17 protein-coding genes are annotated in these 23,239 nt (G+C 68.1%); all 17 read left to right on the forward strand.

Features of this window, described 5'->3' with window-relative positions; genetic code table 11:
* The first annotated feature begins 50 nt into the window (after positions 1-50).
* The gene (locus tag ABZ552_RS26700; protein WP_281874999.1) at positions 51-1,001 is read left to right on the forward strand and encodes an NlpC/P60 family protein; all 951 of its coding nucleotides are present in this window, start codon (positions 51-53) and stop codon (positions 999-1,001) included.
* 24 nt (positions 1,002-1,025) lie between these two features.
* Entirely contained in the window at positions 1,026-2,693 is a 1,668-nt protein-coding gene (locus tag ABZ552_RS26705; protein ID WP_281874997.1) for a hypothetical protein, read from the forward strand.
* 583 nt (positions 2,694-3,276) lie between these two features.
* A complete protein-coding gene (eccA, locus tag ABZ552_RS26710) occupies positions 3,277-5,037 on the forward strand; it encodes a type VII secretion AAA-ATPase EccA (protein ID WP_281874996.1) in 1,761 nt (586 codons plus the stop codon).
* A 103-nt stretch (positions 5,038-5,140) separates the two neighbouring features.
* Positions 5,141-6,694, forward strand: coding sequence for a type VII secretion protein EccB (eccB, locus tag ABZ552_RS26715; protein WP_281874995.1), 1,554 nt, complete (start codon positions 5,141-5,143; stop codon positions 6,692-6,694).
* On the forward strand, positions 6,691-10,698 hold the full coding sequence (gene eccCa / locus ABZ552_RS26720; RefSeq protein ID WP_357440522.1) for a type VII secretion protein EccCa: 4,008 nt from the start codon (positions 6,691-6,693) through the stop codon (positions 10,696-10,698). Before eccB ends, eccCa begins: the two co-directional genes overlap by 4 nt.
* Before the next feature lie 453 nt (positions 10,699-11,151).
* A complete protein-coding gene (locus tag ABZ552_RS26725) occupies positions 11,152-11,460 on the forward strand; it encodes a hypothetical protein (RefSeq protein ID WP_281874993.1) in 309 nt (102 codons plus the stop codon).
* A gap of 43 nt (positions 11,461-11,503) precedes the next feature.
* Entirely contained in the window at positions 11,504-11,821 is a 318-nt protein-coding gene (locus ABZ552_RS26730; protein WP_281874992.1) for a hypothetical protein, read from the forward strand.
* Between the two features lie 369 nt (positions 11,822-12,190).
* Positions 12,191-12,502 carry a hypothetical protein gene (locus tag ABZ552_RS26735; RefSeq protein ID WP_281874991.1) on the forward strand — a complete coding sequence of 104 codons (312 nt, stop codon included), beginning with the start codon at positions 12,191-12,193 and terminating at the stop codon, positions 12,500-12,502.
* A gap of 30 nt (positions 12,503-12,532) precedes the next feature.
* The gene (locus ABZ552_RS26740) at positions 12,533-13,897 is read left to right on the forward strand and encodes a PPE domain-containing protein (RefSeq protein WP_281874990.1); all 1,365 of its coding nucleotides are present in this window, start codon (positions 12,533-12,535) and stop codon (positions 13,895-13,897) included.
* Positions 13,894-14,784 carry an ESX secretion-associated protein EspG gene (locus ABZ552_RS26745; protein WP_281874988.1) on the forward strand — a complete coding sequence of 297 codons (891 nt, stop codon included), beginning with the start codon at positions 13,894-13,896 and terminating at the stop codon, positions 14,782-14,784. The genes ABZ552_RS26740 and ABZ552_RS26745 overlap by 4 nt, the downstream gene beginning before the upstream one ends.
* Before the next feature lie 34 nt (positions 14,785-14,818).
* Positions 14,819-16,378, forward strand: coding sequence for a MinD/ParA family protein (locus tag ABZ552_RS26750; protein ID WP_281874987.1), 1,560 nt, complete (start codon positions 14,819-14,821; stop codon positions 16,376-16,378).
* On the forward strand, positions 16,375-17,898 hold the full coding sequence (gene eccD, locus ABZ552_RS26755) for a type VII secretion integral membrane protein EccD (RefSeq protein WP_281874986.1): 1,524 nt from the start codon (positions 16,375-16,377) through the stop codon (positions 17,896-17,898). Before ABZ552_RS26750 ends, eccD begins: the two co-directional genes overlap by 4 nt.
* Complete coding sequence (mycP, locus tag ABZ552_RS26760; RefSeq protein ID WP_281874985.1) at positions 17,898-19,256, forward strand: type VII secretion-associated serine protease mycosin; 1,359 nt, start codon at positions 17,898-17,900, stop codon at positions 19,254-19,256. The genes eccD and mycP overlap by 1 nt, the downstream gene beginning before the upstream one ends.
* Positions 19,253-20,974 carry a type VII secretion protein EccE gene (eccE, locus tag ABZ552_RS26765; protein ID WP_281916877.1) on the forward strand — a complete coding sequence of 574 codons (1,722 nt, stop codon included), beginning with the start codon at positions 19,253-19,255 and terminating at the stop codon, positions 20,972-20,974. Before mycP ends, eccE begins: the two co-directional genes overlap by 4 nt.
* 16 nt (positions 20,975-20,990) lie before the next feature.
* Complete coding sequence (locus ABZ552_RS26770) at positions 20,991-21,344, forward strand: helix-turn-helix transcriptional regulator (RefSeq protein ID WP_063024976.1); 354 nt, start codon at positions 20,991-20,993, stop codon at positions 21,342-21,344.
* Positions 21,345-21,421: 77 nt separating this feature from the next.
* Positions 21,422-22,471: a hypothetical protein gene (locus tag ABZ552_RS26775; protein WP_281874983.1), complete on the forward strand. Its 1,050-nt coding sequence runs from the start codon at positions 21,422-21,424 to the stop codon at positions 22,469-22,471.
* Between the two features lies 1 nt (position 22,472).
* Positions 22,473-23,153: a hypothetical protein gene (locus tag ABZ552_RS26780; protein WP_281874981.1), complete on the forward strand. Its 681-nt coding sequence runs from the start codon at positions 22,473-22,475 to the stop codon at positions 23,151-23,153.
* The last annotated feature ends 86 nt before the right edge of the window (positions 23,154-23,239 follow it).

Below are 23,239 nucleotides of genomic sequence, written 5' to 3' on the forward strand. Positions count from 1 at the left end.
GCTGGAGAGTGTGAGAGGCGGTCGGTGATGAGCGATGGCGAGTCGGTCGAATGGCACCGGCACTGACGAACGACCTGGACGGAGTACTCCGATCGCTGCTCGCGCTGTACGGCGACGGCCAGCCCGCCGGCCAGGCGGCGACCACCACCCAGGCTCTCGCCGCCGATCTGCGTCCCCAGTCCGGGGCGGTGGCGCTACAACGGTACGGCGAGGCGCACGGCATGCAGATGTCGATCGCGGAATCCCATGCGGGCAAGGACAGCATCGTCGGCAAAGCCGTGGGCGAGTCCGGTGATGGAACGGTCAACGGCCGCGGTCGTCTGAACAACCACATCGCGGATTTCCAGAGCCGGATACAGGCGATCGCTTCGGTGGCCGACACCCGCTTCAGCGGGCCCGCGCTGCTGGATGCCGCACAGACCACCATCTCGAATGCCACCAAACAGGTCGACGCCGATGTCGCCGCCGCACGGCAGCAGGCCGCGCAGATCATGCCGCCCGCGACGCCGGCGACCCGGCAGGCCAGGCACGGTACGGCGCCACGCAGGCGGCGACGGACGCGCTCCAGGTCCAGCTCCTCGTCCCGGCTGCGCCGCAAGAGCGCCGTGCGCTCGGACGGGACCAGGGGCGGCAACGCGGTGCTGGCCGCGAGCAACTGGCTCGGCACCCCCTACGTGTGGGGCGGTGGCGGCGCGGGCGGTCCGAGCGGCGGCGGATTCGACTGCTCGGGTCTCACGCAGTACGCCATCGCCCAGGCGAGCAACGGCGAAGTGGTGCTGCCCCGGACCACATACGAGCAGATCTACAGCGGGGTCCGGGTGCACCCCGACGACGTACGTCCCGGCGACCTGGTGTTTCCAGGCTCCTCCTTCAGCACCAGAGGGCCGGAGCACGTGCAGCTGGCCGCGGGCAACGGCATGGTCATCGAGGCGCCCTACACTGGTTCGACGGTGAAGTGGTCGCGCATGGACAGCAACTCCGTCGTCGTGCGGGTGCTGTGACGCGGTGACCAGGGGGAGGATCGCGTGGCCATAAACATCCCCAGCGAGGTCGCGCTGTTTCTCAACATCTGCGGCATCCCCTACCCGGATATCAACGAGGACGATGTCCGCGCCCTCGCCGGGCATGTGCGCACCTTCGCCGCCCAAGTGCGGGACACGCACGACTCGGCGACCGGCGTGATCGATCAGATGGGCGCCTTCTACTCGGGTGAGTCCTATCAGCAACTGGTCGCCACCTGGGCGGGCATGAGCGCCAGCCACATGCAGCAACTCGACAGCGCGTGCAAGATCGTGGGGCAAGCGCTCGACGCCGCGGCGACGGTGATCACTGTGGTGAAGGTCGCCGTGCTGGCCGAACTCGCCGCCTTGGCCGCGGCCTATGCCTCGATGATGATCACGCCGCCGCTGGCGCCCTCCGCGCCGCTGGTCGCCGCGGCGGCTCGCAGGCTGTGCGAGGAGATGGCGCAGTATCTGATCGGCTACATCGTCGCCGAAGTCATCGGCAAGGCGATCGAACCGCTCGAAAAGGCCATCGACGACATGGTCAAGGGGATCGTCTACGACGCGACCCGGGACGCGCTCGACATCCCGTCGTCGGGCCGGCCGGCGCCGCTGCGCATCGATCCCGACGCGGTGCAGCACTTCGCGAAGGTGCTCGACGATCACGCCGACGACATCATGCGGCACGCGGCGACATTCGCCGAGAACGTCTCGACACTCGATTTCACGACATCGACACCGTTCGACGCGGCGCCGCCCACCGCGACGGACGCGAACGCTCCGCATGGTCCCGCCGTGCGAGAGCGCGAAAATCCGTTCCAGCGCGGCGAACAGCCGGTGCCGCCCTTCGGTCCGAACGCATCGGCGGCGAACACCGGTCTCGAAGGACCCCCAAAAGACGCGCGCGTCCCGGTCGGGCTGCGCGATGCCCCGAACGCGGCCGGCGCCGCGGAACGGCCGGTGGATCGAAACGGATTCCCCGCCGGCGCAGGTACGCCGGTCCCGACCGGCGAGCGATCTCCCTCGCCGGCTGGGTCCGAACCTCGCGAGTCTGTCTGGGAGTCCGCGAAAAGGACTGCGGCAGTGGGGCCCGTACCGAACGGTGTGGACGTGAACGCGGCGGACCGACCGGCAGGAGTCGAGCGCCCATCCGCGCTGTCCGCGCACGCTGGAGCGGATGCCGGACCGGTCGCTGCCCGCGGCGCGGCGTCCGAGGTTGCGGCGCGGCAGGTCGTCGACTCCGAGGCTCACCGGTCCGGCTGGTCGTCCGAAGCGGCTGGACCCGCTGACCGTGTGCGGGCAGCGGACGTGCCCGCAGTGGCGGGCCCAGACCTGGGAGATTCGCTGGGAGTGCCGCCTCCTGCGCGGCAGAGTCCGGGCGCGGCGTCCACCCCGTGGGGCCGAGCCGTGCCGCAGCCGGGCAGGCCGGACCCCGCGCCACCGAAGTCCGAGCGTCCGGCGAAGGCCACGTCGAAAGCGCGCAGGCCCGCGGTCACTCCGTGGACCAAAACTCGTCGTACCCGGGATGTCCCGGCCGTGGTGCACGCTCCGGCGACGCGGCCGCCACTGCGGTTGGTCCGGGAGAAGGAGTCCGAAGCGAACAGCACCGGTCTCGCCGACGCGTCACCCGCGCCGGCGCGGGTGACGGCTCCGGCATCCGATCGCACGGATTCGCCGCCTTCGCACGGCTGACGGGCGATCGGAACGGACCCTGCCGCCCTCGCGCGCGGGTCACGGGCCATCGACCGAAAAAGGAACTCCGACAAGAAAACCCATTCCCAAGCGCGGGAATGGGTTGCGGAGTGGAGGTGGCCGGAGTGGTAGACGTAGAAGAACACGCTACCGCCCGGGGTGTCCTTCCCCCCACAACGGCCGGTGGCCTGCCGGTGCCACCGGCCGTTGCTTATTGGGTTCAGATCGTCAGGATGAGGGACTGACGATCTGTGTTCAGACAGTACCCTCTTCTGTCGGAACGTTCAATAGCGTGCACCTAAATAGCGGCAAGAAATTTTCGTTCGGGCTCCGGCCTGCTGCGCGGCGGCTGGTGGACCGGATCGCGGCTGGCCAGCCGCCGCCGAAGGGGCCGTCTGCAGGCGGATGATTGCCGACCCCGAGGTGAACATACCGTTAACTGACGGCACGTTCAAAATTGGCATGTCGGTCGGCCGTGATGCCCGCCCCGATTGCTTCCCATGGATGGGAAGTGACCGAGTCCTGGGTGTGACCCCCGGAATCTATCGTTCGAGCAGGCTAGATCGGCGGAAGGGAAGTCCGAGTGTCAGCGGCCGAGGACGCGTTCTACACGGGTGTTCAGAATCTTGGGTTGGTCGCGGGTGGCGTGCGCAACGACCAGCACGCGGCGGCGGCGTTTCGGGCTGCCACCGATCTCGACCCGGACATGTGCGATGCCTGGCTCGGGCGTGCCATGGCCGGGGAGGTCACCTCGGAGGTGATCTACGGCGCCTACCGCTCGGTGCACAACCTCTACCGCGACCAGCAGCGGGCGGGTCTGGTCGACCGGGCCCTGTGGTGCCAGGTCGAGATCGGCATGTACGGCCTGCGCGTCGCGATGGCCGATCGCGATCAGATCGCCATCGCACAGGCGTGCTCGTACGCCGAAGGCGGTGAGTGGCAGGAAGCCGCGGCGATACTCGACGAGGTCCCGCGCGACGACGTCTCCGATTTCGTGCGCATGTCGCTGTATTTCCGGACGAAGCAATGGCCGGAGGTGCTCGCGTTGCGCAACGCGCGGCCGGTGCTGGAGGACGGCCTGCTGGACATCGCCGCGGAGCTGATGACCGCGCAGTCGCTCGCGCACCTGGGCCGCTTCGGCGAAGCCATGCCGCGCGCGCAGCGAATCGTGGAGGACAGCTCCTCGGGCAGTCTGTCCTACATCTGGGCCGATGCGCACTTCCTGCTCGGCATGCTGATGCGGCACAACGGTGATCACGACGCCGCCGACAAGGTTCTCAAAGGGCTGCAGGGCTCGGCCCTCTGGCCGGACCGCGAGGAATGGCAGCGCGCGGTGCGCGATAAAGCGTACCGATTCGAGGTCGTCACCGCGGAACTCATCGCCTCCCGGACGAACAGGTGGGATCCCAAGACGGGCGACGATCCGCGCGAGGCGGCTGCCAGCGCGGCGCGCGCGGAGCGCGAGAGTCTCCTCGCGGAAGCCTCCGATCTGCTGCAGGCGCAGATCGGCATGGATTCGGTCAAGGAGCAGGTCGACCGGCTCAAGTCCGGCGTGCTGATGGACCAGGTGCGCGCCAAGCGCGGGCTCGCCGTGGATTCGAAGTCGCAGCACCTGATCTTCTCCGGCCCGCCCGGCACCGGTAAGACGACCATCGCCCGGGTGATCGCCAAGATCTTCGCCGGCCTGGGTGTCGTGGAGAACGCCGAGGTCATCGAGGTCTCCCGCAACGACATGGTCGGCACCCACCTGGGCCATACGGCGCCCAAGACCAACGCGCTGATCGACTCGGCGCTCGGCGGGGTGCTGTTCATCGACGAGGCGTACACGCTGATCCAGGAAGGCCTTTCCGGCGGGGACGCGTTCGGCAAGGAGGCGGTCGACACGCTGCTGGCTCGCATGGAGAACGATCGCGACAAGCTCGTCGTGATCATCGCGGGATACGAGGACCAGATCGACCGGTTCCTGGCGTCCAACGACGGCCTCGCCTCCCGTTTCACCAAGCGCATCCGTTTCGCCAGTTACGACGCCGACGAACTGGTGCAGATCGCCGAACACATCGCGCGGAAGAAGGACTCGATCCTGTCCGAGCAGGCGCGGGAGGTGTTGCGCCTGAGGTGCGAGGAGCTGGCGGGACAGACCAAGAACGGCAGGCGGCTGATCGATCTGGCCGGCAACGGCCGTTTCGTGCGCAACGTGGTCGAGGCCGCCGAAGCCGAGCGTGATTATCGCTTCACCAGGGAGAACGCCGATATCGCCGCGATGAGCGACGAGGAGCTCATGACGATCGACGCGTTCGACGTCACCGCGGCGCTGGAGGGTTTGGCGCCGAGCACGCGGGTGTGAGGCGTCCGCTGGTCCGCTATCCCCGGTGTTGGGAATAGCGGTCGTATTCATGCTGTGACCGCTGGTTACGGTTTGGTGAGGGCGGCGGAAGGAACGAGAACCGGTGGCGCGCTTCCGGGTTGTGACCAAACACCAGATTTCCGGCTGGCGTTTTCTGCTGCGACGGATCGAGCACGCGCTGGTCCGCCGAGACGCGTCGATGATCGATGACCCACAGCGCGGTCGTTCGACCGCGCTGTCCATCGGCATCGCGCTCGCCTGCGTGATCATCGCGGGCGCCGCCGTGCTGGCGTTCTTCAAACCCGCCAAGAAAGTGGGAGATTCGAAGATCGTCGCGGAGAAGGACACCGGGGCGCTGTTCGTGCGCCTGAACAACCGGCTGTTCCCCGCGCTGAACCTGACGTCGGCTCGGCTCATCGTCGGTTCCCCCGACAATCCGGTGCAGGTGTCCCGGGACGAGCTGTCGAAATATCCGCGTGGGCCGTGGGTCGGCATTCCCGGTGCGCCCGGCAGCATCGTCGACAACAACGAGAAGGATTCCTCGTGGACGGTGTGCGATACGGCGCGCACGGGTGCGGCGGCGCCGGTGAACCCGGCGACCGGTCTGCCGACCGTGAGTCGCTCCGCGGTGCGGACGACGGCGATCGGCGGCCCGCTCACCATCGACGGCGACGCCAACCGCCCGCTGGGTGACGGCGAGGCCCGCCTGCTACGCGACGACACCACGACCTGGCTGGTGTACGCGGACGCCGAGAAAGGCGTGGTGCGCGCCGCGATCGATCTCGCGAACACCGCGGTGGCCATGGCGCTCGGCATCGACTCGACCGCTCCGGTGATGGCGGCCTCCAAGGGCTTGGTCAACGCGATTCCCGAAGCGCCGCCGCTCCGGGTCCCCGACGTGCCGGGCAAGGGCGAGACCATCTCGCTCAACAACGGCTTCACCACACCGGTCGGGTCGGTGGTCACCGTGTCGACACCGGATCAGGGCGTTTCGTACTACCTCGTCTCCCAGTCCGGGCTGGTGCGGATCAGTTCGGTGCTGGCGGCGATGGTTCGCAATGCGGACGCCCAAGGCTCGGTGACCACTCGCACCGTAGGACCCAACGTGATCGCGGCGAATCTGCGCCCTGGACAGTGGCCTGGCACCGCGACCTACCCGACCCGTCCCATTCGCCTCGTCGACCCGGAACGGTCCGGCGTCACGTGCTTGCACTGGTCGCGCTCCGGGAACGATCCGAACGCGACCACCGAACTGCTGGTGGGCAGGCAGTTGCCGCTCACGCAGGACGAGCAGGGCCGCGCGGTCGATCTGGTGACCTCCTCCGCTTCGCGCGGCACCACCGCGGACGCGGCGTACCTGCCGAGGGACACCGGGCGTTTCGTGCAGGTGACCGGCGCCGAACCGGGATCGCCGCTGCGCGAATCGCTCTACTGGGTCTCCGACAGCGGGGTGCGCTACGGCATCATCACCGATCCGAACGGCGGGGGCACCGATCCCACCCTGACCGCGCTCGGGATGCGTACACCGGTTCCCGCGCCGTGGAGCATCATCTCGCTGTTCGCGGTCGGGCCCGCCCTGTCCCAGAAGGAAGCTCGCATCCAACACGACGGAATCCCGAACAACAAGATCGTCGCCGGGCTCGGTGGTACGCAGTGACCACGACTCGCCGGTTCGTACGACCCGCCCGGATGGTGCGCGGCCCCAAGGCCCCCGCGGTGACCGAGCTGCGGCTGCAACCACCGACCGAGCTGCCCAAGCCGGTCCCGCCGTCGCGGATGCGGATGATCATGCCCGTGGTCATGGTCGCCGCCATGTGCGGCATGATGGTCATGATGTTCCGCGGCGGCGGAGCCATGAACCCGATGATGCTCATGTTCCCCGCCATGATGCTGGTGTCGATGTTCGGCATGATGGGCGGCGCGTTCGCGGGCAACTCCAGCGGCGGCGCGGCCGGCTTGAACGAGGAACGCAAGGATTACCTGCGCAGCATCACCGACAACCGCAAGACGGTGCACGCGGCGGAAGCCGAACTCCATGCCTTCCTGCGCTACACCCATCCCGGCCCGGACGAGATCGCCCGGCTGATCGGCGGCAAGCGGATGTGGGAGGTGCAGGTCGCGAGCCCGCAGTTCCTGCGCGTGCGGGTCGGTCGCGGGCGCATCGCCAACCAGGTGCGCGTGATCGTTCCGGAAGCCGCGCCCACCTCCGATCTGGACCCGGTCGGCGTCGTCGAGCTGACTCGCTTCGCCAAGGCCTATTCCACGGTCGGCGGAATGCCGGTCGCGATCAATCTGCTGTCGGCGCCGCAAGTCGGCATCGACGGCGATCCGGAACTCGTGGCCGGGTTGGTCCGCGCGATGATCGCCGAGGTGGCGGTGCTGCACGGACCGGACCAGGTGGCGGTCGCCGCGGTGCTGTCCGACCCGGACGCGCCGGAATGGTCCTGGCTGAAGTGGTTGCCGCACAGCCAGCATCCCAGCGACAACGACGCGATCGGCTCCAGCCGGATGGTGTACCGCACCGTCGCGGAGCTCCGCACCAAGGTGCTCGCCGGGCTCAATCGCGGTCCGTTCTCCGCCAATTCGCAGCCCACCCTGGACCGCACGCACTACTTGCTGATCGTCGACGTGGCCGGGCCCGCGAGCGACCGTGACATCTCCGGCATCGATGGTTGCACGTGGCTACGGCTGGGGGCCACGGAGCAGAATCTGCCGCGCGCGCTGCGTTTCGCCGTGTCCGAGGACGGATCGCTGAACGAGGTGACCGTGCGCGGGCTGCGTCGGGTCGGCGTGGCCGACTCGCTGTCCACAGCGGCGATGACGGCGATGGCGCGCAGCCTCTCGCCGTACCGGTTGTCCACGGTGGTCGAAGCGGTGGCCGCCGAGCAGGCCAGCGGTGGGACGTCGTGGGAGGAGATGGTCGGCATCGCCGACCCCGGCAACATCCGTGTCGAGCAGGCGTGGGTCCGGCGGCGCGACGAGGATCGGGCCCGGTTGAATATTCCGTTCGGACACGATCCGGCCGGCAGCCTCGTCTATCTCGACATCAAGGAATCGGCCGAAGAAGGCATGGGCCCGCACGGCATGTGCATCGGCGCGACCGGATCGGGTAAATCGGAATTCCTGCGCACCCTGGTGCTCTCCGCGGTGGCGACCCATTCGCCGGATGTCTTGAACCTGCTGCTCGTCGACTTCAAAGGTGGCGCGACCTTCCTCGGTTTCGAACGGCTGTCGCATGTGACGGCCATCGTGACGAACATGGAAGAGGAAGCCGACCTGGTCACCCGTATGGAAGACGTCATCAACGGTGAAATGGCGCGGCGGCAGCGAATTCTGCGCGACGCGGGCAATTTCGCCAGCGTCGCCGATTACGAGCGTGCCCGGGAGCAGGGCGCGGACCTGCGACCGCTGCCGACACTGCTGATCATCCTGGACGAGTTCGCCGAACTGCTCGAGCAGCATCCGAACTTTTCGAAGCTCTTCGTGGCCATCGGCCGGTTGGGCCGATCACTGCGCATCCACCTGCTGCTCGCGTCGCAGAAGGTACCCGCCAACCGCATGGGCGAGTTGGAAGCGCACCTCTCCTACCGAGTTGCCCTGCGAACCAACCAAACCAGTGACTCACGTGACGCGATCGGTACCGCGGACGCCTACCACCTGCCGAAAAAGCCGGGGTCTGGTTACCTGCGAGTCGGCTCCGGTGACCTCCAGCGCTTCCAAGCCGCGTATGTGGGCGAGAAATACACTCCGCCCGCGCAGGTCTCCGCGGCCTCCGCGCAGCGCGCGCGACGACCCGGTGGCGGATACCGGCCGCCGCAGCGCTTCACCACCGGCCACATCGCCGACACCCGGCCCGCTGTGGTCGAGCCGATGGTGGCGCAGGAGACGCCCGAGGCCGCCGACGGCGAGTCGATCACGGTGATGGAAGCGGTGTTGCAGCAGTTGGCTCGGCACGGCCAGCCCGCCCACAAGATGTGGCTGCCGCCGCTGGTTACGCCGCCGACCCTGGAGCGGATGATCCGCGCGGTGCCGCAGGGAGCGTTGCAGATGCCGGTCGCGCTGGTCGACAAGCCACGGCAGCAGCGTCAGGACGTCTGGTCGGTCGACATGTCGGGCGCGGGCGGGCACATGGCCATCGTCGGCGGTACGCAGTCCGGCAAATCGACTGCGCTACAGTCCTTCATCCTGTCGGCGGCGCTGACCCACACCCCCGAACAGGTGCAGTTCTACTGCCTGGACTTCTCCGGCGGCGGCTTGGCGGCGCTGACGAACCTCCCGCACGTGGGATCGGTCGCCGCGGCTCGGGACGGCGACCGCATCCGGCGCACGATCGCGTTGGTGACGAACCTGCTCGAGAGCAGGCAGTCGATGTTCACCGAGTTCGGCATCGACTCGATCCGGAAGTTCCGCACGCTGCGCGACGGCGGGGGCACGCCGCCGTGGCAGGATCGCGATCCCTACGGTGACGTCTTCCTGGTCATCGACGGATGGGACGTCGGGTTCGGTACGAACGGTCCGTACTACGACGAATACACCCCGGTGATGGAGTCGATCGCCCTCCAGGGCTTGAACTACGGCATCCACCTGGTGGTCAGCAGTTCGCGCTGGATCGCGATTCGCCCCGCGATCAAGGACCTGATGCAGACCCGCGTCGAGATGCGGCTGGGTGACCTGGCCGATACGACGTTCAATACCCACCGGAACGTTGTCGCGGCGATCCCCGCCAATCGGCCGGGTCGCTGTATCTCGACCGAGGGCCTGCACATGCTCACGGCATTGCCTCGCATCGATGGGGTGGGCGATCCGAATTCGGCCGCCGAGGGCCTCGCCGCCGCGGCCGCCGAGATCACGCAGCGCTATCCGGGCAGGCGTGCGCCGCAGGTGAAATTGCTGCCGCCACAGGTGGGCATGGACGAAGTGCGTGCCGGATGGCCGGTGCCGCAAACGCTCGCTCAGCGACTGGTCGTGCCGTTCGGCGTCCGGGAATCCGATCTCAGCCCGGCGACGATCGATTTCAGTGTGTCGACCCATTTCATCGTGCTCGGCTCGACGGGATCGGGGAAGTCCACCACCCTGGCCGCACTGCTGGAATCCATTCGACGCCAGTACGACCCGTCGCAGGCGCGCGTGTTGCTGATCGACTACCGGCGCAGGCATTTGGAGACGGTGCCGCAGGAGATGCTCATCGGCCATGTGACCAGCGAGCGGGATGTGCGGGAGGCGCTGCCGGCGCTGGTGGAGAAGATGCGCTCGCGGCGCCCACCGGAGAACGTGACGCCCAGACAGCTCGCGGAGCGCTCCTGGTGGTCCGGGCCCGAGGTCTTCGTCGTGATCGACGACTACCACATGGTGGTGCAACGTGGCGGGATGAATCCGCTGGAACCGTTGAAGGAGATCATCGTCGACGGTCGCGATACCGGCTTGCACGTCATCGCGGCGCGCAACATCGCCCAAGCGGACACGGCGTTGTACGACAACGTGATCGGCCAGATGAAAAACCTCAATTCCTCGGGTCTGATCATGGACGGCTCGAAGCTCGACGGCATCCTGATCGGCGATGTGCGCCCCACCAAGCAGCCGCCGGGCCGGGGAATCTTCGTGGAGCCCATGTCTTCTCGCCGAGATCTCGTCCAGGTGGCCTGGGTGCCCCAGCAGATGTGACTTGGGCGCCCATCCCAAGGTTGGGAATAAATTACCGTTTTCCTTAGCAGCCGCTCGATCCGAGCTGGTAGTCACGCTCGATTGGAGTCTCACCATGGCACTCCCGGATCTCGGCATCGCGCCGCCGGACGTGCGGGAGGCCGCGACCGACCCATTCCGGACGCCATTGGAAGTCGGTGAGGGCGCCGCCGTTCTGCCGGGAGGCTACGGACCGCACGGTGCTACCGCCCCGCATCGGGACGTCACCGAAACGACGGGAATCCGAGATCCGGCGGCGGCAGTCGTTCCCGGAGAAACCCAGGAGGTGCCGGTACTGGAGAAACCCCCGGTAATCGGTGTGGCCGAGGCGGTCGATGGCCTGAGTCGCGCATCGACGCTTTCGGCACACACGCTGTCAACGTCCTCGGCGAATCCGTCCGAGGCATGGTAAACGCCTACAGGATAGGAATAGATATGGCAACCGGATACACCGGCGACCCGGCCGAGATCACCGCAGCCGCGAAGAAGTTCTTCACGCACGCCGACACCTTCCGAAACCACTTGGGTATTCTCGAAGGCATCAAGATGGAGTATGCGCCCGCCGTTCAGGGCGCAACCGGAAACGCCATTCAGACGGCCATGCAGGGTGCTCTCGACAAGGGCGGCAAGCTGCACCAGACCTTCATGGAGATCGTCGACGTGCTGAATTCCGCCGGCGCGAACTTCGATAGCAAAGACCAAGAAAACGCGGCGCAGGTCAACAAATACAACATGAATTTCTGATTCGCGGTTCACGCCAGAATGCAACCGGGAAAGGTTTCGAAAAATGGCTTTGAAGAATGATTACGATGCGGTTGAGGGCCTGGTCATCCGGACCGACAAGGTGCTCAGCGACATGACCATCGACGCGGGCGAGCGGGACGCGCTCGCCAAGCTGCTCGCGGAGAACTTCCAGGGTGACGCCGGTAGTGAGAACTATGCCCTGCAGGTTCGCATCATGAAGTTGATCGAACAGTACAACTCGGCACTGACCGATCTCAAGGCGGCCACGAAGGTCGTGTCCGGCATCGACGGTGAGTTCCGTGTCGTCGATACGGGTCAGGCGATGCGGTTCTCGCAGATCGGAACCGGCGGGGCTATGTAGTAGCCGAGATCGCCATCTCCGGTCCGGGGATTGTCGATCGAGCACGGACGCGGCGCTCGGGTTGTGCCGGTGCCGCAGCCGGTCGGAAATCGAATGCAATCGCCCTCGACGAATTCGTTCGCGAACATCGTCGAGGGCGATCGCATGTCCGGGATGCCGGTTGGCGGTATGGGCGGACGACTCATGTCACGTGACGCGTCCACTCGTGTGCCAAGTGTCTTCTGCAGGCGCCGAGGGAGGTGATCGGCAGGGCGAGTACGAGTTCCGCGCCGCATCCCCATCTCTGGGAATAGCCTAACGTTCTGATTGCACCGCTCGATGTCGATGTACTACTCGCCAAGAGTGGGTACTGGTCGTTAGGAGACTTCCATGCATCTCGCTGTCGATTGGGATCATCTCCCGGTTATCGCTTCGCAACTGGGCGTCAGCGCGGAGGATCTGATGCTGATGCTGGGTGCGGCCGCTCCCGCCGCTGTCCCGGCCCCGCCGGGTCTCGATGACGTGAGCGCGCTCATCCCCGTCGCCTGCGCCAAGCAGGCGGGGTTGTTCTTCCCCACCACGGCAAACGGAATCGCCCTCGGCACCGATGGTGCGGTCGCTCTACCGGAGATAGGTGCCGCTTTCGCAGCCGGCGACGTGATCGGCCATGCCCAGGTGATCAGCAGAGTAGCCGCGTTCTAGACGCGGACAGCGCGAGCGAAAGCTGACGAGATGCTTGCTGTGGTACTCGGCGCGCTGGGGCCGGAGGGGATCATCGCCCCGGTGCTCGCCGGCGATGGGGTCGCCACGACGCGGGCGACCGCCAAGGTTTATACGGCAATGGCCGCGCGATTGAACGCCGCCGCGGCCAACACCGACAGTTCGATGCTCCAGATGAGTGCGACGTTCCAAGCGCTCACCGCCGACCAGGCGCAGGCGGCGTTCCGGAAACATGCGGCATGGTTGCGTGAGCAGGCGGCAGTGGCTGAGGCGACCGGCCAGTTGCTGGACCGAGCGGCTGATATCTCCACCGCGGCGAAGGCCGCCATGGCGGTCCTCGCCGCCAAGGCCGCCCAGGTCCGGGTCCAAGAGGGTATCGCGCTCGGCGGCGGCTTCGGGCCGTTGAGCGGGGCGGCCCTACTCGAAGCCGAAGCCGAGTTGCTCGCGCTCAGAGGGGCTGCGCTAGGTGTGATGGGAGCTTACGCCAACGCGCTGGTGCCCACACTGGCCGCATTGCCGCCACCGCTCGAGGCGCCGCCGATTGTGACCGGCGGACCAGGGCCGGGCCCGCAGACGCAAAACGTGTCCTACGACAACCCGACCGACTACAACGGTAGCGACTTCACCCAGCAGACGGATATATCGAACACGTCGACGGGCGATGGGTCGACCGGATCGGACAACACCGGGACGGGCGATCAAAAACCCGGCGGCGATACCACGCAACCCAGTGATACGACCCAGCCGACGGATCCCACTCAGCCTGCGGATCCGACCCAGCCGGCGGATACGCTGGACCCCGCCACCAATCCCGAGCAATTGTCGCCGGACCCGAACGCCAATGGCTGGTCCGGGGATTCGGGAATGAACGGCATGGGAGACGGAGCCACGGACCAGTCCTGGTTGTACGGCACGTCGCAGAGCTCGCCGACGTTGGCCGCGTTGAGTGGTGGGGCCGGGAGTCTCGTCGCGCTCAATATGGCCCGCGGCGGCCTCGGATCGATGCCGGGCGCCGCGACCGGTTTCCGGTTGCCCGCCAGCTGGAATCCAGGAGCCGGACGGGCATTCGGCGCCATGCCGCAGCAAGCGGGATCCGGGCCGATGGCCCGGAAGGGACCGCCGCGCGGTGCGGTCGCGCCCAAGGCTCGAATGCGACGACGCCGCGACGACGAGAAGAGGTCGTCGAAGGTATTCGTCCCGGGCGAACCGCAGGATGTCCCGGTACTCGAGCAACCTCCCGTCATCGGGGTAATCGAGTACGAGGACCGGGACGGCCGAGACGAGCCGATGCTCGAATCGGTGCCGGCGGTGGGCATTATCGAGCGAAACGACAACGAAGACGAAGCGGTCCTCGCCTCCGCAGAACGTCCTCGGTGAAGCGCACCGAGGTCGATATCCAGTCGAAGGAGATGATCAATGCATTCGAGGAAGGTGTGGAAGACGATCCGGTCGCAATCGACCTGAATGTCGATGCCGCCCTGCTGTTACAGCATCTGGTCGGTTTCGAGTCCTATCCGCCGGTATTGGCGCTGTTGCCGAACATCTACCGCATCGAGGATCGGGATCGGGTATATGCCGTGGTCGCCGAGCAGCTCACCGAAGTGGGCGTGCTCGAGGACGGACGCGTGCACCCGGTCGTCGAGCATTGGCTGCAGTGCCTGTACCGGCCGGACGTGGAAATGGCGGTACGGATCCTGGACACCGGCTTGGACGGCGAGCCGAAAGGAATGCTGCGGATGTCACTGGTGCGCGCGGGCGAGACCCATGTACTCGCGGTGCGCTCCGACGATCATGTCGTCATCCAGTCGGTATTCCAGCAGGACGACCAGCTCGACACCTTGCCCGCCGCCGTCCTGGCCGCGCTCGGTCCGGCGCCGGTGTTGCAGTTCGAGCCGGTCGCCGCGACGGTGGAGCAATTCGGCGAGATTCCCGACGACCAGGACGAACGGCGGCGCGCCCTGGTAGAACTCGGGGCGGAACCGCACGCCGCCGCGGTGCTGAGCCGGGTGCTGGACGAGGTGGTCCGACGGGCCGAAGTGGTGATCATCGAGCACCACGACGGCAGCTCCGCGCAATCCGTATCCAGCGTGAACGTGGTGGATACGCTGTCGGGGCGATTCATCGTGACGCCGAGCGTCGCGATGGACGGACGGAAGTGGGCGAGATATGCGCCGGGCGATGATGCGGCCTTGCGGTCGGGTATCGGGGCGCTGATCGACCTGCTGCCCGGTCGAAGTTGGTTCGACACCAGCAGAACGAGCTGAACGTCGGACCGTGTTTGTCGAGAGGACGACGGAAATGAACCGAGCACCGAGCAGAAACGGTCATGAGGCCGAGTCCGCGCGCGCTCGCGGCGGTTACGACGCGTACTTCGCACCGACGAACGAGCTGACCGACGCGGCTGTCGCACCGGGCCCCGCCGCCGAGAAGAACCAGGACGCCGACAAGTTCACCCACGTCGAACCACCGGTCGGCGCGCCGCGCGAGCCGCGGCCGTCCGCGGGAGAACCCGATTCCCGCTCCCCGCAGGCGGTGACACCTCCTGCCGCCGCGGGCCCGCCACCTCGGCAGGCGAATGCGCCGACACCACAGGCGAACACGCCACCGATGCAGACCAACGTCGCTCCGCCGCCGCCGAGCGCCCCCTCGCCGGGCTATTCGGCCGCCCCACCCGCGGCTGCGCAGCAATCAGCGCAACAGCATTCGGCACAGCAGCAGTCCGCCGAGCAGTACCGTGCCGACCATGCCGCCGCTACGCCGTCCCAGGCCATCGCGCGCACCGACCCGACATCCGCGAATCAGCAGTGGTCTTCTGGATCGGCCACGCCCTGGGTCCCCGAGCGCGTCGATCACTCCGCCTACGAGCCGACGCCGCGCATCGAGGTGCTGCCCGCCGCGCTCAGCTCGATCGAACTGCTCGCCGACATCTCCGCCGCGAAACGCGCGCAGCTGCGCTCCAGCTCCGGTATGCGCGGCGCGCTCAACAAGGTCGGCTTCAATCTCGGGCTATCGCCTGCGGAACAGCGCGCCGAGGACCGCAAAGCGCGCATCCGGCGCCAGCTCACCACGACGTATCAGATCGCGGTGATCAGCGTGAAGGGCGGCGTCGGCCGCACCACCACCGTGGCGGCGCTCGGCTCGACCTTCGCGGGCCTGCGCCCGGACCGGGTGGTCGCGATCGACGCCAATCCGGACTTCGGCGACCTCTCCACCCGCACCTGCAGGCACCCGTACGGCCTGACCCTGCGCGATCTGGCGCAGGCGCAGAATCTCGACGCGTTCTCCGCGGTGCAGTCGTTCACCTCGATCAACTCCTCCGACCTCGCCGTGATCGCGTCGCCGTGGAGCACCGAGGCCACCGAGGCGCTGTCGGGCCGCGAGTACAGCATCGCCGTGGAGGTGCTGCGCAAGCACTTCAATCTGCTGGTGGTCGACTGCGGGACCGGTGTGCTGGATTCGGCGACGGCGACGGTACTGCAGACCAGCGACGCCGTCGTGGTCGTCACCCCGGCGACCGTCGGCGGCGTGACCGGCGCGGTGGCCACCTTGAACTGGTTGAGTTCGCACGGTCTGCAACACCTGATCGCGAAGTCGATCGTCGGCATCGTCCATCACCAGCCGCTGAAGCCGACCGTCGACGTGGACGCGATCGAGAAGCTGTTCGAGACCGCGCAGCGCCCCACCTGCGTGCTGCCCTATGACGCGCATCTGGCCGAAGGCGGCGAGATCGACCTGCGGTTGTTGGAGAAGGAGACGGTGCTCGCGTTCGAAGAGCTGGCCGCTTGGCTGGCCGATGGATTCCCTGGATACCTCTCCAGCGGCGCCGACAACTCCGGTGACCGCGGAGGGTGGCGATGAGTACTGCCGTCGCGCCCGCGCCTGCCGGGACGCAGCCGTCGGCGGAGGTCGCCCGGGCTCGGATCGCCGTGATGGTCTCCACCTATCAGGTCGACGTGGTGGTGCCGACCAAGTTCACCATCGAGACGTTCATCGATGATCTGCTGGTCGTGCTGGCCTCGGCGATCGATGACGAGAGCGTCGATTTCACGCCGCCGCAAGGACAGTGGAGCCTGGCCCGTCCGGGTGAGCTGCCGATTCCGCGCTGGCGCAGCCTCGCCGACCACGACGTCACCGACGGCACGATACTGATGCTGTCGGTCGTCGAGTCGGCGGAGGTGTTCACGCCGGTGGTCGAGGACATCACCGACGCGCTCGCCTTGATCAACGAGCGCGAGTTCGCCGAGTTCGACGCGAACACCGCCGCGATCGTCGGGCTGACCGTGCTGGGCATCGGGGCCTCGGCGGTGGCCGCGATGCTGGCTTGGTCGTGGACCATGACCGGTTCGGCCCTGTGGTGCGGGCTGCCCGCCCTGCTGCTCGGCGGGCTGTGCTGGGCGGGGGCCGCACTGGCCCGCCGCCGCAACGCGCCGGCCATGGTCACCCTGGGTTTGTCGTTGTCGGCGACGCCGCTGTTGTTCGCGGGCGGCGCGATGCTGGTGCCACCGGCCTACGGTCAGCCGGGCCCGTTCGCGGCCGCCAATCTGGCGGCCGGGGCCGTGGTGGCGGCGGTGGCCGCAGCCACCATGATGCGGGTGAGCGGCGTGGGCATCGCCACGCTGATGGCGGTGACGGTGCTCGGCGCGACGCTGACCGCGGCGGCCTTGCCGCTGACCTACGCGGATCTGTCCGTCGAGCAGGTCGCGGGTGGCGCGGTGTTCGTCGGAATCGTGCTGCTGACCATGGCGCCACGGTTGGCCGTGGTGATCGCGCGCATCCGGCCGCCCGATCTGCCGGACCCCGGCAACGAGGTCTCACCGACGACGCTGACCGACATCTTCGACGCGGAGACGGTGCGCGAGGGGGACGAGCACACCGCGGTCGGCGAGCAGCAGCGCCATGCCGCCGAAGCCGGTATCGAGAGCCGCGCCCGGCTGGCGGTGACCAGTCTGCGCGGCCTGATCGCGGCGATCTCCACGGTGCTCGCGGTCTCCGCGGTGGTCTCGGCCGTGACCAGCCCCGGCGGCATCCGCGAGATCGTCATGGCCGCCGCGATCGGCGGCCTGCTGGCGATGCGCGCGCGCTGGCATCCGGACCGGGTCCAGGCGATCGCGCTGATCGCCGGGTCCGCCGTGACCGTGTGCGGCGTCGGTTTCAGCTTGGTCGGCGCCTACGAGACCCCGGTCGCCCGCCTCGTGGTCGGACTCGTCGTCGCGACGGCGGCCTGCGCTGCTTGTGTCGCGGCGTTCCGGTTGCCGGGAAAGCGGCTCTCGCCGGTCACCCGCCGGGTCATCGATCTGGTGGAATACGCGCTCATCCTGGTGGTTCCGGTGATCGCCTTCTGGATCATGGGCGTCTACACCGCGATGCGAGGGATCTGATGAAGGTCGGCAGTGCCGCTGTGGCGGTCCTGGCCGGGGTGATGCTGGCAGTGACCGCCGCTCCGGCGGTCGCGCTGGAACCGCCCCAGGTCGTGGTCGGCGCGCCGCCCGCGGACGACCCGCCGGGCCCCGAGGAGCCGATGAAGCAGCAGAAAGGCTGCCTGGCCGCAGGTGTCCTGCCCGACAGCGACCTCAGCCGCACTCCGCCGCCGGAACTGGCGCTGGATCTGCGCCGCGCCAGGGCGCTGAGCCGGGGCGCCGGAGTGACCGTCGCCGTCATCGACACGGGGGTGCAGCCCCAGTCGCGCCTGCCCAACCTGGTCGGCGGCGGCGACTACCTCGCGCCAGGCGGCGACGGCCTGTCGGACTGCGATGCGCACGGCACGCTGGTCGCGGGCATCATCGGCGCCGCCTCCGATGCCACGGACGGGTTCACCGGGGTGGCGCCGGACGCGCGGATCATCTCCATCCGCACGCGTTCCGGCGCGTTCAGTCCCGAACGGCCGAGTTCCGATCCCAGCCAGCGGATCGCCGTCGAGATCAGGACGCTGGCCCGGGCGATCACGCGCGCCGCGAATCAGGGCGCCGGAGTGATCACCGTGTCGCTGCCGACCTGTATGCCGGTGGACGCACAGGTCGACCAGTCCATGCTGTCGGCGGCCATCGGCCATGCCGTCCACGTGCGCGGTGCGCTCATCGTGGCCGGGGCGGGGAACGCGGGGGGAGCCGCCAACTGCGCGCAGAATCCGGACATCGATCCGGCGCGCCCGAGCGACCCGCGCAACTGGCGCGACGTGAAGACCATCTCCACGCCGGGTTGGTTCGGCCCCGACGTGCTCACCGTGGGATTCACCACCGCGACCGGCGCTCCCATGCCGGATTCGCTCACCGGCCCCTGGGTTTCGGTGGCCGCACCGGGGACCGGCATCGAATCGCTCGGCCCCGGCGGCGGTGGCCTGATCAACGGCGTCGGCGAACCGGACAAACTGGTGCCCGTCGGCGGCGCGTCCTTCGCCGCGGCATACGTCAGCGGGGTAGCCGCCTTGTTGCGTTCGCGGTTCCCCAACGAGACCCCGCGCGAGATCGCTTCCCGCCTGCAGGCCAGCGCACACGCGCCGGCCCGCGGCATCGACAACATCGTGGGCGCGGGCGTGATCGACCCGCTCGCCGCCCTCAGCTACCGCACACCGCCGCAGCAACCCGCGGGCCTGTTCCGGTCCTCGGAACTGCCGATGCCCGCTCCGCCACGCGCGAAGGATCTGCGGCCCGCGATCACCGCGACCGTCGTCATCCTCGCGGCCGTGCTGCTCGGCCTCGCCGGAAGCCATCTCAACTCCGGGACGCGGAGGCGCCGGTGAGCTTTCCGAGCGTACGGGTCGCCGGCGTCGAGCGTGGTCCGTTCGCCGCCTTCGTCGTCGTCGGCAGCCCGCTGCTGGCGGGCCTGTCGGCAAAGACCCCGTGGTGGGTGAGCGCGGTGGTGGTCACGGTCCTGGTCGTGACGGTGACCGTTCGGGTGAACGAACGAACCGGCATGCGCTGGCTGCTCGACTGGGTGGCCTACCGCACCGGCCGCACCGCGCGGGCGCGCGAACGCACGCAGCCGGCGCGGATCCGGGACGTGCAGGTCGCCGCGGGAGTCTGTGGCGTCAACGAGGCCGGCGACACGCTGATCGCGATGATCCAGCTCGCGCCCAACCTTGACCTGCCCACCGTCATCGCCGAGCGGACCCTCTACACCGAGGACACCATCCCGGTGGACGCGCTGCTTCCGATGCTGGACCAATTCGGCATCTCGGTCGACATCGACATCGTCACCACCGGTCAACGGGTCCGCTCCAGCGGCAGCTACAGCATGCTGTACGACCAGCTGATCGGTACCCACCCGGTGGTCGGTGACCGGCTGACCTGGTTGGTGGTGCGGCTCGACCAAGAACGCAATCTGGCGGCGCTCAGCAAACGCGGGCCGTGCGCGGTGGTCGCGCCCAAAGCGCTGGCCAGCGCCACGCATCGCATCGCTGGGCGGCTGCGCGAGCGGGGGATCGCCGCGCACGCGCTGCCCGCCGCCGCCCTGCAGGACGCGACGCGCCTGCTGCACGCGGGCGTCGAGCTCTCCGACCTCCGGGAAACCTGGAGCAATCTGGAGTCGTCGGTGCCGGGACGGTGCGTGACCAGCTTCCTGATCGACTGGACCCGCCTGAGCGGGGTGAGCCTGGACGACTGCTGGACGTGGAACCGCGGCCGCACCACCCTCGTGGTGAGCCTGACCGACGACATGGCGGGTCCGCGTGCCATCGTCCGGTTCATCGGCCCCGCGGTCACCACCGACCCGCCGGACTATCTGCGACTCCTGGGCGGCGACCAGTCCACCGCCTTGCTGGCGTCGTTGCCCACCGGCGCGTCCGTCCGCGCCCTGCGCGGCTTCGAGTCCGGCGCCGACATCGCACCCGACGAACTCGTCACCGACCTGGCCATCGCGATCGGCCCGAATGGGCAGATCCTCGGTGCGATCAGTGGTCAGCCGCGCCACACCCTGGCGCTGCCGCTGTTCGACCCGGCCCGGTACAACCCGCGCAGGCGCACCATCGATGTGCACGCCATGCTGCCGGTAGCCCAGCAGATCATTCTGCGGGCGATGGTGGTCGGCGCGGACGTGGAGATCCACTCGGCGCGGCCGGACAGCTGGCGCCAGCTGGTGACCGCGGTCGGCGACCCGCGCTCGATGCGCTTGGCCGACCCGGGCGACGGGCACACCGGCGGCCACGACGCGGAGGCGGAGCCCCCGGCCACCATCGCGGTCTTCGACCACCTGCCGCCACGTGCGTCCAGGGCGCACACGACGGTCACCATCAGCGAGCCCGGCGGTCCGCGCAGGCGTGCGGTCGATCTCGCGATCAACCAGGTCAGCGCAACCGCGGTGGACGTGAGCATCCCGATGCGCACGGTGCGGGTTGACCTCATCGAGCCGAGAGGCGAAACACGATATTTCGATACTGTCGACGGTCCGCCCGCGCATCCCGCGCAGGCATCCGGACCCGTGGTTGCACCTCCGCAACCCGGTGGCCGTCGCGTGAGCTGATGGGAGCGGTCGGTTAATGTCTATCACCGTGGTAGCGGACACCCATTCCGATGGCGGCGATCTCCCTCATCCGGACGCCGGGGACGCGCTAACTCCCAGACAGGCCGCGGCGGCGATTTTCTCCAGCCGGTTGTCGGAGCTGATCGCGGAATCCGTCGTCTCGACCGAGGACGGATCGACGCGGTCGCTGACGCTCTACTCGCTGGCGCAGCACCTGGAATTGGCCTACCCGGACGTGCCGGTGTCGCAGTCGGGTTTGTACCGGCTGATCCACGGTGACGCGATCCCGCGCTTGGACCTGGTGATCGCGCTGGCGCGGGTGTTCGACGTGCCGCCGGAGTACTTCGTGACCGAGGAGAAGAAGCGCTGATCCGCCCGGTCGGCTGTTCTCTCCAGCGGGAATAGCGACGACTCGGCGGGTGACTCGGTCCGGATACGATCCGGGTCATGCCCGCCGAGGACCCGGGAGATGTCTTTCTCCGTCATCGAGGTGCGGTCCTCGACGCATTGCTCGCCGATCCTTCACTCGGGTCTTCCGCGACGCCGTCCACCGTCGCCGCGGATTTCGGCGGCGGCGCCGAACCGGTCGACAGCGCGGCGATCAGCGTCCCGTCGGTCGGTTTGCCGGATTTCGACTCGCAGCCGCGAGAGGCCGCGCCGCGGCGCCGCACCGGTGACGGCCCGAAGGCCAGCGAACGAATTCTGGCGCTGCTGAACGGGCAGGCGCAGGATTCCACCCCGGCGATGGATTTCGCGAACGACTACTCATCGGTCGCCGCGAGATCGAACGCGGAGGCCACGCCGGAACCGGAGCCGGAGCGTCCGTCGACGCCATCGGCCACCCGGCTCGCCCCCGCGCAGCAGATGGCGAAGGACGCGCTCGTCCAGCTGCGCAAACCCAGGGTCGCGCTGATCGTCGCCGCGGTGCTCGCCGTGCTGCTGGTGCTGCTGCTGATCACTACGGGCGGCCAGGAGAACACCTCGGCCAGCCAGGTGCTGGTCGTCACGCCGCCGCCGAGTTCCGCCGCGCCGTCGACTTCGCCCGCGCCACCGGCGAGTTCGATGATCCAGGTGAAGTCCGCGGACTCGAAGTGCCCGCCGGGCAGCACCTCGGCGATGGACGCCTTCGGCGGGCAGACCGGCAAGGCGTGGTCGTGTGTGCGGGCCTATAAGGTCGACGGTCAGGTCATCACCATCGATCTGGGCAAGACCTATCAGATCGATTCGATCGGCATCGTGCCCGGCTGGGATCACATCAGCGCGGACGGCACGGATCAGTGGGCTAAATACCGCACGGTCAGCCGGGTTTCGTACATGTTCGACGACAGCACCAAGACCGTCTACACGCAGCCGACCCTCGACCAGCGGACCCTGGTGGTGACCAAGATCGAGCCCGCGGTGAGCGCCTCGAAAATCGTGCTGACCGTGCTGGAGTCCAAGGGCGATTCGACGATCAACACCACCGCGATCTCCTCGATCGTCATCACGGGGCGCTGAGGTGTCCACACTGCCCGAACTGGTCTGCCAGTACTGCTCGCACCGCAACACCGGCGCCGATGCGCGCTGCGCGCACTGCGGAGCGCCGCTGCACACGGCCGTGGACAAGGTGAAGTCCGTCGCGGAGAAGCTGCCCGCCCAGGTCGCCGAAGTCGCCGAGAAAGCGGGCGGCGAGGCGAAGAGATTCGTGGACAAGGCATATCCGCGCTGGCAGTGGCAGGCCGTCGGGGTGCTCGCGTTGCTGATGGTCCTCGCCGCGGTCTGGGGCGTGCGTTCCTGTTCGCTGTCCCTGCCGTCGACGGTGCAGGGAACGGCGCCGGTGCGAGCCATGCCGGATCTGCTGCGCACCTCGGCGATCTGTCAACCGCTCGACTCGGGCGGGCAGCGGGAGAAGTGCGTCATCGCCGCCACCGACCCGATGTTGTTCGGCAATATCGCCGGCGGCCGCGACCTGACCTTCTACGTCGAGGTGCTAGCGCAGGATCGCTTGGCCGACAGCATCTCTCGATGGCGCGGCGCGGGTGGAGCGGCCCTCGTCGACGGTCCCGTCTACGCGGCGATCGGCCCCTCGGCAACCGTCTGGTACGCGGACACTCGGACGGGTCTGCGGTTGGAGACGGGCACCTTCGCCGGTCGAGCCGGTGCCCAGACCTTCTTGTCGCGAGCAGGACTGGTCCGCTGACGTCACCGCGGTCGTTCCACTGAGCCCCGGAAAATCCCTGATCCGGACGGCGTAACCCATGTTCGTCCTGGCAGATTATTGTTACA

This window comes from Nocardia sp. NPDC019219 (assembly GCF_040632645.1).
Taxonomy (GTDB): domain Bacteria; phylum Actinomycetota; class Actinomycetes; order Mycobacteriales; family Mycobacteriaceae; genus Nocardia; species Nocardia sputorum.

Bases quoted from the DNA above. Each gene is read 5' to 3' on its own strand.
- ABZ552_RS26700 (WP_281874999.1), top strand. From the start codon at position 51: ATGGCACCGGCACTGACGAACGACCTGGACGGAGTACTCCGATCGCTG.
- ABZ552_RS26725 (WP_281874993.1), top strand. From the start codon at position 11,152: ATGGCAACCGGATACACCGGCGACCCGGCCGAGATCACCGCAGCCGCG.
- ABZ552_RS26730 (WP_281874992.1), top strand. From the start codon at position 11,504: ATGGCTTTGAAGAATGATTACGATGCGGTTGAGGGCCTGGTCATCCGG.
- ABZ552_RS26735 (WP_281874991.1), top strand. From the start codon at position 12,191: ATGCATCTCGCTGTCGATTGGGATCATCTCCCGGTTATCGCTTCGCAA.
- ABZ552_RS26740 (WP_281874990.1), top strand. From the start codon at position 12,533: ATGCTTGCTGTGGTACTCGGCGCGCTGGGGCCGGAGGGGATCATCGCC.
- ABZ552_RS26750 (WP_281874987.1), top strand. From the start codon at position 14,819: ATGAACCGAGCACCGAGCAGAAACGGTCATGAGGCCGAGTCCGCGCGC.
- eccD (WP_281874986.1), top strand. From the start codon at position 16,375: ATGAGTACTGCCGTCGCGCCCGCGCCTGCCGGGACGCAGCCGTCGGCG.
- mycP (WP_281874985.1), top strand. From the start codon at position 17,898: ATGAAGGTCGGCAGTGCCGCTGTGGCGGTCCTGGCCGGGGTGATGCTG.
- ABZ552_RS26770 (WP_063024976.1), top strand. From the start codon at position 20,991: ATGTCTATCACCGTGGTAGCGGACACCCATTCCGATGGCGGCGATCTC.
- ABZ552_RS26775 (WP_281874983.1), top strand. From the start codon at position 21,422: ATGCCCGCCGAGGACCCGGGAGATGTCTTTCTCCGTCATCGAGGTGCG.